The sequence below is a fragment of the Exiguobacterium sp. s189 genome (genome assembly GCF_018617615.1).
Taxonomy (GTDB): domain Bacteria; phylum Bacillota; class Bacilli; order Exiguobacteriales; family Exiguobacteriaceae; genus Exiguobacterium; species Exiguobacterium aestuarii_A.
This window is the reverse complement of sequence record NZ_JACSKM010000001.1, coordinates 203,315-219,137: the sequence shown is the minus strand read 5'-3', so window position 1 is coordinate 219,137 and position 15,823 is coordinate 203,315. Positions and strand designations below refer to the sequence as shown.

Genomic DNA, 15,823 nt, shown 5'->3' with positions numbered 1-15,823 from the left:
CATGCGTTCATTTTGGATACTCGGCAACCAACTCTCACACGAACTCGAGATGTTGAAGCATATGAAAGAAGATGACGTCATCGTCATGATCGAGGCGACGTCTCGCGCGACGTGGCGCCCATACCATAAGCAAAAACTCGTCCTCATTTTCTCGGCGATGCGTCACTTTGCGAAAGAGTTGCGCGACAAAGGGTACACCGTCGATTACCATGAAGCGGATTCGTTTCAGGAGGCATGGGACAATCACCTAAAACAGTACGAGCCGAACGAGATTCATGTCACCGCCGTCACGGACGAACCGATGGCTAAAAAGCTCAAGCAATTCGGCAAGAAACATAAATTAGTCGAGCATACGGATGTCCCGCTTTTCTATTTATCAAAAGAAGAAGCGACCGATACGCTCGGGGACGAGCCGTGGCGGATGGATCGGTTTTATCGTCAGATGCGGAAACGGTTCGATGTCTTGATGGAAGAAGGGAAGCCGCGTGGCGGGAAGTGGTCATTTGACGCGGAGAATCGGAAACCGCCGAAAGAAGGGCTGACGTTTCCGTCTGCTATCCATTTCCGACCGGACGCGATCACGAAAGACGTCATCGAAAAAGTCGAGTCGACATTCTCGGATCATCCAGGGAAATTGACCCCGTTTCATTGGCCGGTAACACACACCGAGGCGAGACGGGCGTTGAATCGATTCGTGAACGAGCGGCTCGAGACGTTCGGTCCGTATCAAGATGCGATGATGACGGATGAACCAGAGATGTCACACAGCCTGTTGTCGGCTGCCATCAACATCGGTCTGTTGACGCCACATGAAGTCGTCGAGGCGGCTTGTCAGGCTGACGCTCCCTTGTCATCGATTGAAGGGTTTGTCCGGCAAATCCTCGGTTGGCGGGAGTATATGCGCGCCGTCTATCTCGCCGTCATGCCGGGCTATGAAGAGGTGAACACGTTCAAGCATGAACGCGATTTACCGTTCTTCTTTTGGGATGCGAAGACGGACTTGAACTGTCTGCATCAAAGTCTGAAGCCGGTCGTGGCACATGCCCACAACCATCACATCCAGCGGCTGATGGTGCTCGGAAACTACGCAACGTTGTTTGAAATCTCACCGAAACAGACGAGCGACTGGTTCAATGAGATGTATATCGATGCCTATGATTGGGTCGTCTTACCGAACGTGCTCGGGATGGCCCTCCATGCCGACGGCGGGAAACTTGCCACGAAACCATATGTCGCTTCTGGGAAGTATATCGATCGGATGAGTGATTACTGTGGAGATTGCCCGTATAACCCGAAACATACGACCGAAGAGGATGCTTGTCCGTTCAACGCCCTCTACTGGCGCTTCATCGATCGGCACGAGGAGCGTTTCTCAAAAAACCAGCGGATGAAAATGATGGTTCGTAATTGGCAAGGGCGAGACGATGATGTCAAAGCAGATATATTAGCGAAAGCCGAACAGACATTGGCCGATTCCCCGTGAATCGGTTTTTTTACGTTTCCTTCATGAAACTTAGCGATTCCTTTATGGTAGCTTTACAATCGTCCGCTACGATAAGAGCTGTGAGACCCCCTCACTATCCAAGTGAATACTTACCGGTAGAACCTTTGAGAGACCAACAGAAGCCCGTACGTCCATGACGTGTCGTTTCTGTTGGTCCTTTTTTTCAAGAAAGGATGATTCAAGTGAATGAAGCGATTGCACGAATGGGGCAGGAACGGATGATTGCCTCAATCAAGAGTCCGAAACAAATCGAAGCGTTTTTAAAGACGGATGTGACGACGACGTTCCTCATGATGGGGACGCTCAGCACGCTCGACCGCTATGTGGCGCATTTGAAACGAGAGAACCGAACGGTCTTCCTCCACGCCGAGCGGATCAATGGGATCAGCCTCGACCGGGATGGCATCGACTATCTCGCCAAACGTGTCGGCGCCGACGGGATTGTCACGACGAAAGCATCGGTGCTTCAGCACGCAAAACGGGCAGGGCTGTTGACGGTTCAGCGACTGTTTCTCGTCGATTCGGACGCGGTCACGAGCGGACTCAAACTCGCCGAAGCGCAGCAACCGGACGCAATCGAACTTATGCCTGGTCTGATTCCGAGTGTCGTCGAGAAGATTTCCCAGGAAGTCTCTTTCCCGATTGTGACGGGTGGCATGATTCGTCAACCCATCGATGTGCATCGCGCCCTCGACCATGGGGCATTTGCGGTTTCGACCGGGGACGAACGACTTTGGCAGGTTCAAAGTCAGAAGGAGGAATTAGTATGAAATCAATTCAACTACAACAACTGACAAAATCATTCGGGGAGACGGAAGTCATTCGGGGTATCGACGTGACGATTGAAGCGGGAGAATTCTTCGCGCTCGTCGGACCATCGGGATGTGGCAAGAGTACGATGCTTCGCATGATTGCTGGGCTCGAATCCATTACGAGTGGAACGCTTCGCATCGACGGAGTGGCAGCAAACGGGATGAAGCCAAGCGAGCGTCACTTGTCGATGGTCTTTCAAAACTATGCTCTCTATCCACATATGACGGTCGAGAAAAATATCACGTTCGGGCTACATACGAAAGGGCTGACGAAACTAGAGCAGCGAGAGCGTTGCCTCAAGGCGGCCGAGACGCTCGGGCTCACCGATTATTTGAAACGGAAGCCGCGTGAACTGTCAGGTGGTCAGAGACAACGGGTCGCGTTGGCACGAGCCATCGTGACGGAGGCACCGATTTGCCTGATGGATGAGCCGCTCTCGAACTTGGACGCGAAACTGCGGGCGAAGATGCGCTCGGAAATTCGCCAGTTGCAGCGAAAACTTGGACTGACGATGATTTACGTCACTCACGACCAAGTCGAAGCGATGACGATGGCAGACCGGATCATGCTTCTCAATGAAGGGGAGGTACAACAAGTCGGGAAGCCGCTCGACCTATACAACAAGCCGGCGAACACGTTCGTCGCCTCGTTCATCGGGTCGCCACCGATGAACCTAGTCGAGGTCACCCGACAAGAGAGAGGGTGGATGGCAGCGGATGGCCGCCTGTTCCATCCGAACGCATTGACAGAAGTGTCAGAAGCGACGCTCGGCGTACGTCCAGAACAGATCAAACCTGCCGACGAAGACGTGACGTTTTATGCAGAGCTGAAAAACATCGAAGTACTCGGGACCGAGACGATTCTCGCGTTCGATGTCGGTGGCAATGAATGGCTGGCGAAATGGCCAGGGCAATGGCCGCTCACTGTCGGAGAAAAAGTGGCGTGTTACGTGGAACCGAAACAGATGTCGCTCTTTGACGCGGATGGGCAACGCATCGAGCCACGACAGCCGAAGCTGTTTGAGGCGTTGGAGGTGTTCCAATGACGGTCGCCTTACCGAGAGAAAAGGTCCGCGCGAGGCTGTCAGACGCGGCGAGCGGGCTGTTGTACTTGTCCCCGTCCATCATCTTATTTGGTGTCTTTCTCGTCTATCCGCTCCTCCGGACGATGTATTTGAGCTTTTTTCGGACGGATACGCAAGGGACACCCCTTGAATTTGTCGGAATCGGTCATTACAGCAGCCTGTTCACGAGCGCGGCATTTTGGCAAAGCATCCAGGCGACCGTCGGATTCGTCCTCTTGACGGTCCCGCTGACGATTCTCATCGCACTCGGGCTCGCGCTACTCGCCAATGAAAAGTTAAAGGGCATCGGCATCTTCCGTACGGCGTTCTCGGCGACGATGGGCATGAGTGTCGCGGCGTCATCGGTTATCTGGATGTTCATGTATAACCCGTCAATCGGAATCTTCAACCGATTCCTCGAAGCAATCGGTGCCAGCGGCGTACAGTGGCTCCTCGACCCGCAATATGCGCTCCTATCCGTTTCAATCGCGACCGTTTGGATGAACATCGGCTTCACGTTTTTGATTCTCCTCGGCGGTCTGCAAAACATCGACCGGACGCTATATGAGAGTGCAGACATCGCGGGGACGAACTACTGGACGCAACTACGCTCCATCACGATCCCGATGCTGTCGCCAACGCTCTTCTTCGTCGGCATCATCTCGCTCATCAACGCCTTTCAGACGTTCGGGCAGATTGACTTGTTGACGAAAGGTGGACCGACGAATGCGACGAATGTCATCGTCTATGCGATTTATAAAGACGCGTTCATCAACTACAACGTCGGAAGTGCGAGTGCACAGGCCGTGCTCTTATTTATCGCCGTCCTTTTGTTGACATGGCTCCAGTTCAAACTGGTCGAAAGGAAGGTGCATTACCAATGAGACTACGGAATGTAGGCGTATATGTCTTGCTCGTCTTGAGCGCCGTCGTCATGCTGTTCCCGATCGCCTATGCGTTCTCAATCAGTCTGATGGACGGGAAGGAAGTACTTCAGGGACATCTGCTCCCACGCGATCCATCATTTGAAAACTATATCGCCGCGTTCGAACGAATCCCGATGATGACGTATTTGATGAATAGTCTGATTGTCGCGCTTCTCGTGATGGTCGGACAGGTAGTCTTGTCGAGCCTCGCGGCATTCGCATTCGTCTTCATCGACTTTAAAGGAAAAGGGCTCATTTTCATGCTCTTCCTCGCGACGATGATGGTTCCATGGGAAGCGACGATGGTGCCGAACTTTTTGACAATCCAGTCGCTCGGTTGGCTCAACACCGTCTGGGGACTATCGGTGCCGTTCTTCGCACTTGCGTTCGGAACGTTTTTACTCCGGCAACAGTTCAAGACGATTCCATATGAGATGTATGAGGCGTCTCAAATCGCTGGGATCAGTCGGTTCCGCTTCTTCTGGAACGTTGTCTTGCCAGTATCGAAGACACCGCTCGTCACATTGTCGGTCTATAGCTTTTTGACGACTTGGAACATGTACTTATGGCCGCTTCTCGTCACGAACACGGAACAGGCGCGGACGGTCCAAATCGGAATCAAACAGATGCAGTCGAACGAGGTCGCCTCGGATTGGGGCGTCGTCATGGCAGCGGTCATCTTGATCATCATTCCGACACTTTTATTGTTATTCGCAGGACAAAAACATCTACAAGAAGGATTGACGCAAGGCGCGATCAAATAATAGGGGGACATGACAAAATGAAAAAGTTTGGATTATTCGCAGGGTTGGCAAGTTCAGTGTTATTGCTCGGGGCATGTGGCAGTGAAGAAGCGGCTCCGGTCGCGGCGACAACGGAAGACGGGAAGACAGAAGTCGTCTTTTGGCACGCCATGAGCGGGGATTTGGAGACAGCGCTCAATACGCAGGTCGACGCATTCAACGCGTCGCAAGATGACTATGAAGTGAAACCGATTTTCCAAGGAACATACGAAGAGGCGCTGACGAAGTTCAACGCCGTCGCCGGTTCGGAAGACGCGCCGGCCATCATGCAGACGTTCGAGGTCGGAACGAAGTACATGATTGACTCAAACAAAATCACACCGGTCCAAGAGTTCATCGACAAAGAGAACTTTGACACGAGCGTGTGGGAAGAGAACATCTTGAGCTATTATCAAGTGGACGGCAAGCAATACTCAATGCCGTTCAACTCGTCGACACCTGTCCTCATCTATAATAAGGATGCATTTAAAGAGGCGGGACTTGACCCGGAGAAGGCACCGCGCACGTATGACGAATTGAAAGCAGCAGCGAAGAAGTTGACGACGGACGACCAGACCGGCTTCACGATGCTCAACTATGGTTGGTTCTTTGAACAGCTCGTCGCCGCGCAAGGTGGACTTTACGTCGATAACGATAACGGACGCAGTGGAAATCCGACGAAGGCCGTGTTCGATGGGGAAGAAGGGCAGAATGCGTTCAACTTAATCAAAGAGATGTACGATGAGAAGACGTTCCTAAACGTCGGTCAAAACTGGGACGATATGCGTGCGGCGTTCCAATCGGGTAAAGTCGCCATGTATCTCGACTCGTCAGCCGGTATCCGTACCGTAGCGGACAGCGCAGACTTTGAGATTGGTGCCTCATACTTGCCAGTACCGAACGAAGCAGACCGTCAAGGCGTCGTCATCGGTGGCGCATCACTCTGGATGGGTGACGGCATCGCCGAAGAAACGAAAGAAGGCGCATGGGAGTTCATGAAGTATGTGTCTTCAACGGAAGCGCAGGCGCAGTGGCATGTCGACACAGGCTACTTCGCCATCAATCCTGACGCATACAACGAACCGGTCGTCGAAGAGATGTGGGCGAAATATCCACAGCTCAAAGTGACGGTCGATCAGCTCAGCGAGACAAAACCGTCACCAGCGACACAAGGTGCGCTCATCTCGACGTTCCCTCAATCGCGTCAGAACGTCGTCAATGCGATGGAGAGTTTGTATCAAGGCGTATCGGTTGAAGACGCATTGAAGCGTGCGGCCGAAGAGACGACTTCCACCTTGGGGCAGTGAGATGTTGATTTACGCACATCGTGGGTATAGCGCCAATTACCCGGAAAATACGTTGTCGGCGTTCGAGGCGGCCCTCCCATATGTGGACGGGATCGAGCTCGATGTGCAACTGTCAAAAGACGGCCGGCTTGTCGTCATCCATGACGAGACGGTCGACCGGACGACAGATGGGACCGGGTGGGTGAAAGACATGACACTTCAGGAGCTACGTCAATTGAAGATTGACGGGTACGAACGCATCCCGACGTTAGAAGAAGTGCTCGGATTGATCGAACGGAGTGACGTCACGCTGAACGTCGAATTGAAGACGGACCAATACGCATATCCGGGCATCGAACGACTCGCCTGGCTCGCAGTCGATGAGTTTCACATGACGGGTCGCGTCGTCTTCTCTTCGTTCAATCGGGAGACGCTCGTCCGAATGCGGGATGTGGCACCGCACGCACGCCTTGCCGTCTTGACGCTCACAGGAGAAGCAGATACCGTCTCGTTCGCTGAAACGATTCGAGCCGAGGCGATTCACGCACAGGCCGAGTTTATCGGTTCCCCATCGTGGGAAGAGATGCGACGGACGCCGCTCGAGACACGTGTCTACACAATCAACGACGTGAAAGACCTGCCGCTGATGCCGGTAGCAGCCATCATGACGGATGAAGTTGAACGGTTCGCGAAATAAGCAGACAAAACCCCGCTTCCTACGAAGGAGCGGGGTTCGTTCATGTCATGATCGGTTCTGGTGATGCAACCGTCGAGACGACGACTTGGTTGCGTCCATCACTTTTCGCTTGGTAGAGCGCCGAATCTGCGAGGTCGACCATCCGCTTGATCGGAAGGGCGGTACCGTGGGCGACTCCGACAGACGTCGTGATTTGAATCGGTGGGAAATCATTCAAGTAGAATGTCTCAGTGGCAACGCGTTCCCGAATCCGGTTGGCCACTTTATCGACTTTCTCTGGCGTCAAATCGTACATCAAGATGACAAACTCTTCGCCGCCGATCCGAGCGACGGTGTCGTGTGCGCGTGTCTCCATTTTTAGAATATCAGCGAACTGTTGCAAGACGAGGTCGCCGTTTCCGTGACCGTATGTATCGTTCACGTGTTTAAAATGATCGATATCAAGCGCGAGGATGTTGTACGTGCGGTCGTCCTCACCGAGTGAGGCGGTGTAACGATCCCAGACGCGACGATTGAACAAACCTGTCAGGTGATCTCGTTCAGCAGAGCGTTTATATTCAAGCGCACGTCGAGTCGTCTTCTCTAAGTCAATCGAGAGTATACTCGACAGCAGACCGACGAGCATGCCGACCATCCAAATGGTCAAGACGAGGGACACGTATGCTGTATTCCATCCCATATTGATGTAGACGGCAATCGAGATGACGAATAGCGCCCATACGTTTAAGAAGATACTTTGCATGAAAAGTCGTTCGCGAAGGAGACGATGAATCCAGAGCATCCCGACACTGACGACGAACGTCGCGATAAAGGCGATGAACGCTTGTTCCGTCATCCCGAATAAGAAGCGCGTGCTCGCAATGACGAGTGTCGCAATAAACAATGGCATCCGAGCGCCGTAAAACGCGAGTAAGACGAGCGGTAGATGACGTAAATCCACACGCACCGTATCGTTGGCCTCGACGGCGTTGTACATTAAAAAGAGACCAAGCGCCCCGCCCAATAATCCAATCACGAAACTGCGAAGACGTTGCGAATTGAATAGTGAAGAGTGATAAATCTTCGAGATGATGTAAAATCCGGTGAACGCAACACAGGCGTTCAGTAACAAGACGGTGAGCGTCATTCCTTCACGACCTTTTCGGTAGACTATACATTAACCGTAGCAGTCTTCAAAATAATGTCAATCAGAGATGTGCAAAAATTCACTTCGTCTTCACGCTTTTTTCTTCGTTCCCCGAAACGCAAAGAACATAGCGATGCCAATGCCAATCCCGAGCCACCAGTTATCGAGGGTGAGACCAAAAACGACGGCGAACACGACGGCTACCGGGATGGATAAGTATCCACGCTGTTTCATCTTGAGTTCCTCCTCTCTTCGTCACTTCTCTATTCCCGAAATTGAATCGCTTTACATCATGAAATGAAAAACGTCCGATTGAGCGAATCAGTCGGACGTGATGGATAAGGATGCTCGTGGCAAGGGACATGTGTGCCGGGTATGAAGCTCAATGGTGAAGGTCGTCCCCTCTCCGTAAACGGAATCCGCATGAATGCCCCAACCGTGGGCTTCAGCGATTCGTTTGCAGATCCGTAGACCAAGTCCCGTGCCTTTAATCGATTGATGGGCGATCGAGTCGACGCGATAGTACTCATCAAATACATACGGAAGCGCATCTTCTGGGATTCCGATACCGGTATCGGATACAGACAGGATGACCGTACCGTCACATTCCTCGACTTGTGTATGGACCGTACCACCGTCGGGAGAATATTTGATGGCATTGCCGATCAAGTTATGGAGCAATTGCCGTAACTTTTCTGCATCTGCTTGAATCCATACGTCATTCGTCTCAAACGTCACCGTATGAAGCGGTGAGGTCGATTGATAACTCGACATGACGTCCTCTAACAATGGGCGAAGTGCGAACGTGGACACGGTCAATTGTTCGGCCGAGTAACTCTCCTTTTGATAATCTAAAAAATTATCGACGAGTCGCTCCAGCCGCTCCGACTCTTGTTTCACTTGTTCCAACATGTGATAAGACTTCTCGGAACCTTCATGACGCGCCATCAACAATTCGGTATAGCCATGAATTGCGGTCAAAGGGGTACGGAAGTCATGAGACAACTCGGCGAGAAATGCATCTTTTCGTTCTTCAAAGCGAACGGCTTCCGTCTGATCACGCCACATGATGAAGACGCCCCGCGGTGTTCGGGTAAAATTGAAGATCAAGTGTAGCGTCCGGTCATCGAATTGAATACGTCGTGACGTCATGCTTGGCCATTTCTCTGTCTCGCACTCCAGCAATTCTTGAATCAAATAGGTGACTTGCGCCATGTCGGCACCATGTTCTTCGAACGTCGTATAGAGAAATCGAGTCAATGCTCCCATCGAGGCGAACGATTGGGTCGTCATCGAAGGGCACCAGTGATGAAGGAGATCATTTGTATAGAGACGGTGTTTCGAAAAATCGATATAACACATCGCATCCTGTACTTCTTCTACAATCGAAGCGATGGAGAACGTATGGCGCTTCTGTTTTTGACGAGCGGATTGTTTTTGCCTTACCCTTCGAAATCGGTGCATCCACTTACCTCCTCGCGAACATTTGTACATTCATTCACAACAAGTATACGACATTCGAGCAGGAATCCCTATACAGCCAATAGTCCTAACAGAAATGGTCTAAAATCGGGATACCTTATTATAGAGATGTTTCATCAAATGATAAGTAGGAAACAACTTCTATACACATAACTAGAAAGGGTGAACGAGATGAAATCGTACGGTAAATTTGGAATCATGATTGCGACCTCTACATTTATTATGTATTGGCTCATGTATTTGAACGTCTTTCAAATCAACCATATCTTCTTTAGTCAAACAAGATTGTATATGGCACTCATCATGGGATCGGTCATGGCATTCGTCATGCTTCTCTTTATGTGGGGGATGTATAAGAATAAAACCCTCAACTTTATCATCCTCGGGGTCAGCGCCCTTGTCTTCAGTGCCTCGCTCTGGCTCGTACGTAGTCAGACGACGGTCGATGACGTCAGTTGGATGAAAGCGATGATCCCGCACCACTCGATCGCGATCTTGACGAGTGAGCGCGCTGAAATCGAAGACCCGCGCGTCAAAGAACTGTCGGAAGAGATCATCAAGGCACAGCGCCGTGAAATCGAAGAGATGAAGCAATTGATTAAAGATTTAGAGGATGAGGAAGAGAACGCAGAAGAGAATCAAGAGTAACAGACATACACAGCCGATTGGCTGTGTATGTTTTTTTGCCTTTAGGAAAAATGAGGGAAGTAAGTTAGAATTTGTTTTCCTTTATTTGAAATATAAATGACATATTTGTCGGTTTGTTTTGGTGGTAAAATTTTTTCAACAAGATAATATAAAAAATAAAAATTTAAATACATAATTGAAAGGATTTACCATACCATGAAACGAAAGATGCTTTCCCTCCTCTGTGCCGTATTGCTCACCATCGGAATCTTCACCCCAGCCGGTACGCCTGCTGAAGCTGCGACCACGTATTATGTCAAAGTCACGACCAACAGTTTAAACGTCCGTCCGGGTCCAGGCACGACATATGCGATCGTCGGCAGTGCCAAGTTAGGACAAACGTTCAAATATCTCGGCGTGAGCGGGGGATGGACGAAAATCAACTTCAACGGCACAGCCCGTTACGTATCGAGTACATATGTGAAGAAGTACAGTGTGACGACACTCTCAACGACGTCGACGTCGACGGCGAAGATGGTCATCCCGACAAAAGGGACGTTGACGCAAAAGTATGGTCCGGCGAGCGGGCAATACGGTTACACGTTCCATAACGGCATCGACTTGGCGGCACCGAGAGGGACACCGGTCGTTGCAGCCGCTTCTGGGCAAGTCATCGTCTCCCGCAATTACGGGGCATACGGGAACCACATCATGATGACCCATCAGTTGAACGGACAAACATATATCACGGTGTACGCGCACCTCGACCGCCTCAATGTCGTCAAAGGACAGACGGTCGCAAAAGGTGCAACAATCGGAGCCGTCGGGAATACCGGCAACTCGTTCGGAAACCATCTCCATTTTGAAGTACATCGGAACAGCTACGTGTATAGCAGTTCAGCTCCTGCCAACAGTATCAATCCGTATACGATGTTTTAACGCAACAGCACGCGCTCCTCAATCAATGGGGGCGCGTGCTTTTTGGTTAGTGGATCGTTGTTCGTTTGTTTCGTCCGATTTGGTTGGCGATGATCAGGCATGCGCCAATGACGATACCGAACATCAATCCGAATAAGGAATTAAAGAGTAGCATGAGGATGATCCCGAAGACGAGACCGATACTCATGAGGCCAATCCGATCAAACATAGTGAATCCCCTTTTCTATAGTTGTGCACCTCATTGATTACTCGATTTTCAAAGAAAGAACACCGACGAAATGGACCGATTGATTCATTATACGTGTTTGGACGAACGAGGTTTCGTTTTGTAGAAACTATAGAGGACGCTGATCAAGATGACGAGAACAATTGTCCCGAGTGACATCCAAATCGGCATCTTGTACACATCGCCTAAAATCATTTTCGCCCCGATAAAGACGAGCATGAAACTGAGGCCGTGTTTCAAGTAATAGAAGCGGTCGATCAAGTTGGCGAGGACGAAGTAGAGACTACGGAGTCCGAGAATCGCCATGATGTTCGCATAGAAGATGATATACGGGTCACGCGAATACGCAAAGCTCGCGGCGACCGAATCGACGGCGAAGACGATATCCGACAATTCGATGAAGATGAGCGCGATGAAGAGCGGTGTGAAGAACAACTTTCCGTTGATCCGTTTCGTGAACTTCCCAGATGAAATGTCTTGCGTGATCGGAAGGCGTCGCTCGAGCCAACGAATCGTCTTGTTCTCTTCAAGTGACTCGTCTTTCCCGATATTCTTGTACATCATCCAACCTGTGTAGATCAAGAATGCCCCGAACACGTAGTAGACCCAACCGAAGTTTTCTAACAGCGATACCCCAGCGACAATGAAGACAGCGCGGAAGAAAATGGCTCCGAGAATCCCCCAGAACAACACTTTGTGCTGATACTTGAGCGGGATGGCGAAATAAGCGAAGACAAGGGAGAAGACGAAGACGTTATCGATGGCGAGTGCCTTCTCGATGAAGTACACGCTCGCATATTCCGTTGCCGCCGTACTACCTTGCGTGTAGAACAACCAGCCCCCGAATAAGATGGCAATCCCGATCCAGACAAACGTCCATGTCCATGCCTCGCGGAGCGAGACTTCGTGTGCCTTACGGTGGAACACCCCGAGGTCAAGCGCGAGCATGAAGATGACGATGAGTAAAAACCCGATGAGTAGGGTCAACAACAATTCCTACTTTTAAGTTCATGTGAACTTCTATACCATTAATTTAAGTTCATATGAACTTAAAGTCAACTGTTATTTTTATCGGTATGTGCCGTGACGTTAATTGCAAGAACAGAAGGGGAATATGGTCTGAAGCATGAGAAAGGGGATGACCGTATGAAGTATTTAGTCACTGGAGCAACCGGTAAATTAGGGTCAAAAATTGTTGAGGAGTTACTCAAATCCATCGATGCGAGTGACCTGGCTGTCAGCGTGCGAAATCCTGAGAAGGCAGCGTCGCTGACAGAGCGTGGGGTTGATGTACGTCATGGAGATTTTGATCAACCGGACACACTCGATGAAGCTTTTAAAGGTGTCGAGCGTCTGTTGATCATCTCGGCAGATGGCGACAACGACACGCGGATTCGGCAACATACGAACGCGGTCGAGGCGGCAAAACGGGCTGGCGTCTCATTCATCGCCTACACGAGTCTCGCCGATGCGACAGACAGTGAGAACTTGATGGCACCTCCACACGTCGTCACGGAGGAAGCAATCGTGGAATCGGGGATTCCGTATGCGTTCTTGCGGAACAACTGGTACTTAGAGAATGAATTGCCAAGTATGCAGGCAGTCGTTGACGGGGCACCGTGGATCACGGCGGCTCGGGACGGGAAGGTCGGCTGGGCGCTTCAACAAGACTATGCGGAAGCAGCCGCGAACGTCCTGTTGAAAGAACAGCAAGAAAGTGCGGTGTATGAATTGTCAGGACCGCTCCATACGCAAAAAGATTTAGTCGATGCACTCAGTGAGGTATTAGGACGTGACGTCATGATGCAAGAGCTGAACCTTGAGGCATATGAAGAGACGATGCGCGGGGCAGGGATGCCTGATGACGTGGTTGCACTTCTCGCCGGCATCCAGCGAAGCATCCGTCAAGGAACGCTCGAGATTCACGAGAGCGACTTTGAACCGGTTCTCGGACGTCCGGTCACACCATTACAAGAAGGAATTCGTCAATTGCTCGACCGATAAACAATATGCCCCCGACCAACCGGTCGGGGGCATTTGTGTTAGGCGCGAGATGCGTGATTTTCGAGTTGAGTCGTCACATCTTCAAGTGCGTTCGCCGTGACGGCGAGGCGGTCCGACATGGAACTGAGTTCTTTTTGGACAGCTACCTGTTCTTCCGTTGCGGCAGCCACGTGGTAAATCTGTTGTTGCAGTTCACTTGAGGCATGTTTCGTCGATTCGAGGCGTGTCTCGAGTGTCTCCATCTGTGTCGTCACGAGTTGTCTCGTCTCTTGGATCGAGGCGATTTGTGCGTCGATTTCCGATACGTCTTCCGTGAGACGACCGAAGACAGCCGTCACGTCGTTTGTGACCGTTTGACAGTTTTCAGTCGCTTGTTTGAAGAGGTGAGCCGACTTCGAGACGACCGTCGTATCTTCCATCAATCCACCGAGGACGCGCGTCATTTCTGATGCGTATTCTCGAGACTGGACGGCAAGCTTCCCGACTTCAGAGGCGACGACCGCGAATCCACGACCAGCTTCTCCAGCACGGGCCGCTTCAATCGATGCGTTCAAGGCGAGCATATTCGTCTGTTCACTGATCGAGCCGACTTGTTGCAAGATGCCTTGAATTTCAGAGGAGCGATTCGTCATCGTCGCGACGATTTGCTCAAGTTGCTCGGACTCCGTGATGATTTCATGCACTTTTTCTTCCATGAGACGCATATCCGTATTCCCGGAGAGAGCGTCTTTGGCGATACGGGACGAAGCCGCTGCCGTCTGCGCCATCCGTTCTTGGATGAGTGCCGTCAGCGAACGGATGGATTGAATCTCGTCCGCACCTTGTACCATCGAAGCTTGTTGAGACGAAGCGTGCGCGACGATCGGGTCGACCGTGATAGCGATTTGTTCCCCGGATTCGAGCGACTGGTTCGCAGCCGATTCAAGTTCTTCCGCGTGACTATTCAAGGACTGAACGAGGGAGCTGACGTCATGAATGGCTTGTCGCAATAACTGTCGCGTCTCCTGTTCGTGCGCCTCGACACGTTCCGTCTCCTTGTTTCGGAAATGGATCTGAGCGACGAGTACGGCACTGAGCAGAATCAAGTACACGGCGTGGACGAGCAACAAGCTGAACGGATAATCACTCGTTCCGCAAATGAGCGCAGGAAATAAAAAATACCCTGCTAAATGCTGTACCGTAAAGATGGCGGCACTATACAAAATCAAGTCGATGCGACGCATGAACGACAGGATGGCCAAGACGACAAAGATGGAGAAGTGATACTCAACAAGCCCTTGTCCGCCGGCGATCGTCGAGATGCTCGAAAAGGTGAGCGTCAGCATCATCCAATATGAGAACATCTTGCTTTCTCGCTTCAGGCTGACGAGCATCATTCCGAGGAAGACGAGTGGGAGTGCGAAGAGCACCCATGTCACACTTGAGTACACATAACCATCCGCGCCATTTCGTAAAATCGTATACGTATAGGCAAATTCCGTAAAACGGTGAAGCAAATGGACGACAACCGACGTCATCACAATCAATAACGTCGTCAACAACATCAACTGATTTCTTTTCATCAAACCCATGTTTCTTTCCTCACATTCTCGTGTTCATTTGTTGTGGCTCTATACATATCGGACGGATGTCCCAGAAGTTTATTGAAATTGCATATTGAGCGCACAAAAAAAGAGCGTAAAGCTCCCTTTCATAATTCCTCAATTTAACCCAAGCCATTTCTTGACGGGTTCACGGAAGATATATGTGATGACAATCAATCCGACGAAGACGAGTGCGGCGATGAAAATCGTCGTGACGCTACCTGACGCGAGGCTCGCCCCGAGGAAGCTGTAGGCAAACGTCCCTGGAATCATGCCGAGCACGGTCGCCGGGACGAACGCACGGAAACGGACGCGCGAGATCCCTCCGGCGTAACTGAGCAAGTCAAAACTGACGAGCGGGATGAGTCGTAAGACGAACACATATAAGAAACCGCGACGCTCCATCTGGGTGAATAGCTTTTCCGACCATGGATAGCGATCGACGTTAACGACCGAGCGACCGAAGAAGCGTCCCATGACGTAACCGGTCGTCGCAGCGGCGGTCGCCCCGATGATGATATAGAGGACCCCTGGCCAGACGCCAAACGCGAGACCGGCTCCAAGTGAAAGCACGGACGTCGGTAAAAATGCGACCGGACCGATGGCGTAAAGGAATATAAAGAATAATGGCCCCCAAAAGCCAAATGACAAGACGATGTCCCGAATGTCAGACGGACGCAACTCATAGTGGAAATGGGTGATATAGAACAACGTGCCGAACACGAGTAAGAACAAAGTGATTTTTAGCCAGCGTGGCATGAGGCG

17 protein-coding genes are annotated in these 15,823 nt (G+C 51.1%); 10 read left to right on the top strand and 7 right to left on the bottom strand.

What is annotated here, in order from left to right; genetic code table 11:
- The first annotated feature begins 1 nt into the window (after position 1).
- The 7 genes from KNO99_RS01045 to KNO99_RS01015 all read left to right on the top strand — a co-directional run bounded on the left by KNO99_RS01045 (position 2) and on the right by KNO99_RS01015 (position 7,071).
- On the top strand, positions 2 to 1,483 hold the full coding sequence (locus KNO99_RS01045; protein WP_214744524.1) for a cryptochrome/photolyase family protein: 1,482 nt from the start codon (positions 2 to 4) through the stop codon (positions 1,481 to 1,483).
- Positions 1,484 to 1,686: 203 nt separating this feature from the next.
- Positions 1,687 to 2,274, top strand: a complete 588-nt coding sequence (locus KNO99_RS01040; RefSeq protein ID WP_371743021.1) for a glycerol-3-phosphate responsive antiterminator — start codon at positions 1,687 to 1,689, stop codon at positions 2,272 to 2,274.
- Positions 2,271 to 3,362, top strand: a complete 1,092-nt coding sequence (locus KNO99_RS01035) for an ABC transporter ATP-binding protein (RefSeq protein WP_214744520.1) — start codon at positions 2,271 to 2,273, stop codon at positions 3,360 to 3,362. Before KNO99_RS01040 ends, KNO99_RS01035 begins: the two co-directional genes overlap by 4 nt.
- Complete coding sequence (locus KNO99_RS01030; RefSeq protein ID WP_214744518.1) at positions 3,359 to 4,264, top strand: carbohydrate ABC transporter permease; 906 nt, start codon at positions 3,359 to 3,361, stop codon at positions 4,262 to 4,264. Before KNO99_RS01035 ends, KNO99_RS01030 begins: the two co-directional genes overlap by 4 nt.
- On the top strand, positions 4,261 to 5,070 hold the full coding sequence (locus KNO99_RS01025) for a carbohydrate ABC transporter permease (RefSeq protein ID WP_214744516.1): 810 nt from the start codon (positions 4,261 to 4,263) through the stop codon (positions 5,068 to 5,070). The genes KNO99_RS01030 and KNO99_RS01025 overlap by 4 nt, the downstream gene beginning before the upstream one ends.
- 17 nt (positions 5,071 to 5,087) lie before the next feature.
- A complete protein-coding gene (locus tag KNO99_RS01020; protein WP_214744514.1) occupies positions 5,088 to 6,395 on the top strand; it encodes an ABC transporter substrate-binding protein in 1,308 nt (435 codons plus the stop codon).
- Between the two features lies 1 nt (position 6,396).
- On the top strand, positions 6,397 to 7,071 hold the full coding sequence (locus KNO99_RS01015) for a glycerophosphodiester phosphodiesterase (RefSeq protein ID WP_214744512.1): 675 nt from the start codon (positions 6,397 to 6,399) through the stop codon (positions 7,069 to 7,071).
- 40 nt (positions 7,072 to 7,111) lie between these two features.
- On the opposite strand, the gene KNO99_RS01010 is transcribed toward KNO99_RS01015, so the two are convergent.
- From KNO99_RS01010 to KNO99_RS01000, 3 genes are all read right to left on the bottom strand, one after another.
- A complete protein-coding gene (locus tag KNO99_RS01010) occupies positions 7,112 to 8,197 on the bottom strand; it encodes a GGDEF domain-containing protein (RefSeq protein ID WP_214744510.1) in 1,086 nt (361 codons plus the stop codon).
- A 90-nt stretch (positions 8,198 to 8,287) separates the two neighbouring features.
- The gene (locus tag KNO99_RS01005) at positions 8,288 to 8,431 is read right to left on the bottom strand and encodes a hypothetical protein (RefSeq protein ID WP_026825140.1); all 144 of its coding nucleotides are present in this window, start codon (positions 8,429 to 8,431) and stop codon (positions 8,288 to 8,290) included.
- A gap of 87 nt (positions 8,432 to 8,518) precedes the next feature.
- The gene (locus KNO99_RS01000) at positions 8,519 to 9,661 is read right to left on the bottom strand and encodes a sensor histidine kinase (protein WP_214744508.1); all 1,143 of its coding nucleotides are present in this window, start codon (positions 9,659 to 9,661) and stop codon (positions 8,519 to 8,521) included.
- 189 nt (positions 9,662 to 9,850) lie between these two features.
- Between KNO99_RS01000 and KNO99_RS00995 the strand changes: the two genes are divergently transcribed.
- Positions 9,851 to 10,327: a DUF305 domain-containing protein gene (locus tag KNO99_RS00995; RefSeq protein ID WP_214744506.1), complete on the top strand. Its 477-nt coding sequence runs from the start codon at positions 9,851 to 9,853 to the stop codon at positions 10,325 to 10,327.
- Positions 10,328 to 10,522: 195 nt separating this feature from the next.
- A complete protein-coding gene (locus tag KNO99_RS00990) occupies positions 10,523 to 11,245 on the top strand; it encodes a M23 family metallopeptidase (protein ID WP_214744504.1) in 723 nt (240 codons plus the stop codon).
- A gap of 46 nt (positions 11,246 to 11,291) precedes the next feature.
- On the opposite strand, the gene KNO99_RS00985 is transcribed toward KNO99_RS00990, so the two are convergent.
- Both KNO99_RS00985 and KNO99_RS00980 read right to left on the bottom strand, forming a co-directional pair.
- Positions 11,292 to 11,453, bottom strand: a complete 162-nt coding sequence (locus KNO99_RS00985; protein WP_214744502.1) for a hypothetical protein — start codon at positions 11,451 to 11,453, stop codon at positions 11,292 to 11,294.
- 87 nt (positions 11,454 to 11,540) lie between these two features.
- On the bottom strand, positions 11,541 to 12,458 hold the full coding sequence (locus tag KNO99_RS00980; RefSeq protein WP_214744500.1) for a TerC family protein: 918 nt from the start codon (positions 12,456 to 12,458) through the stop codon (positions 11,541 to 11,543).
- Positions 12,459 to 12,617: 159 nt separating this feature from the next.
- Between KNO99_RS00980 and KNO99_RS00975 the strand changes: the two genes are divergently transcribed.
- On the top strand, positions 12,618 to 13,475 hold the full coding sequence (locus tag KNO99_RS00975; RefSeq protein ID WP_214744498.1) for an SDR family oxidoreductase: 858 nt from the start codon (positions 12,618 to 12,620) through the stop codon (positions 13,473 to 13,475).
- Between the two features lie 38 nt (positions 13,476 to 13,513).
- Here KNO99_RS00975 and KNO99_RS00970 read toward each other — a convergent pair whose 3' ends face one another.
- Entirely contained in the window at positions 13,514 to 15,046 is a 1,533-nt protein-coding gene (locus tag KNO99_RS00970; RefSeq protein ID WP_214744496.1) for a methyl-accepting chemotaxis protein, read from the bottom strand.
- 129 nt (positions 15,047 to 15,175) lie between these two features.
- A complete protein-coding gene (locus KNO99_RS00965) occupies positions 15,176 to 15,817 on the bottom strand; it encodes a TVP38/TMEM64 family protein (protein ID WP_214744494.1) in 642 nt (213 codons plus the stop codon).
- Positions 15,818 to 15,823 lie beyond the last annotated feature (6 nt).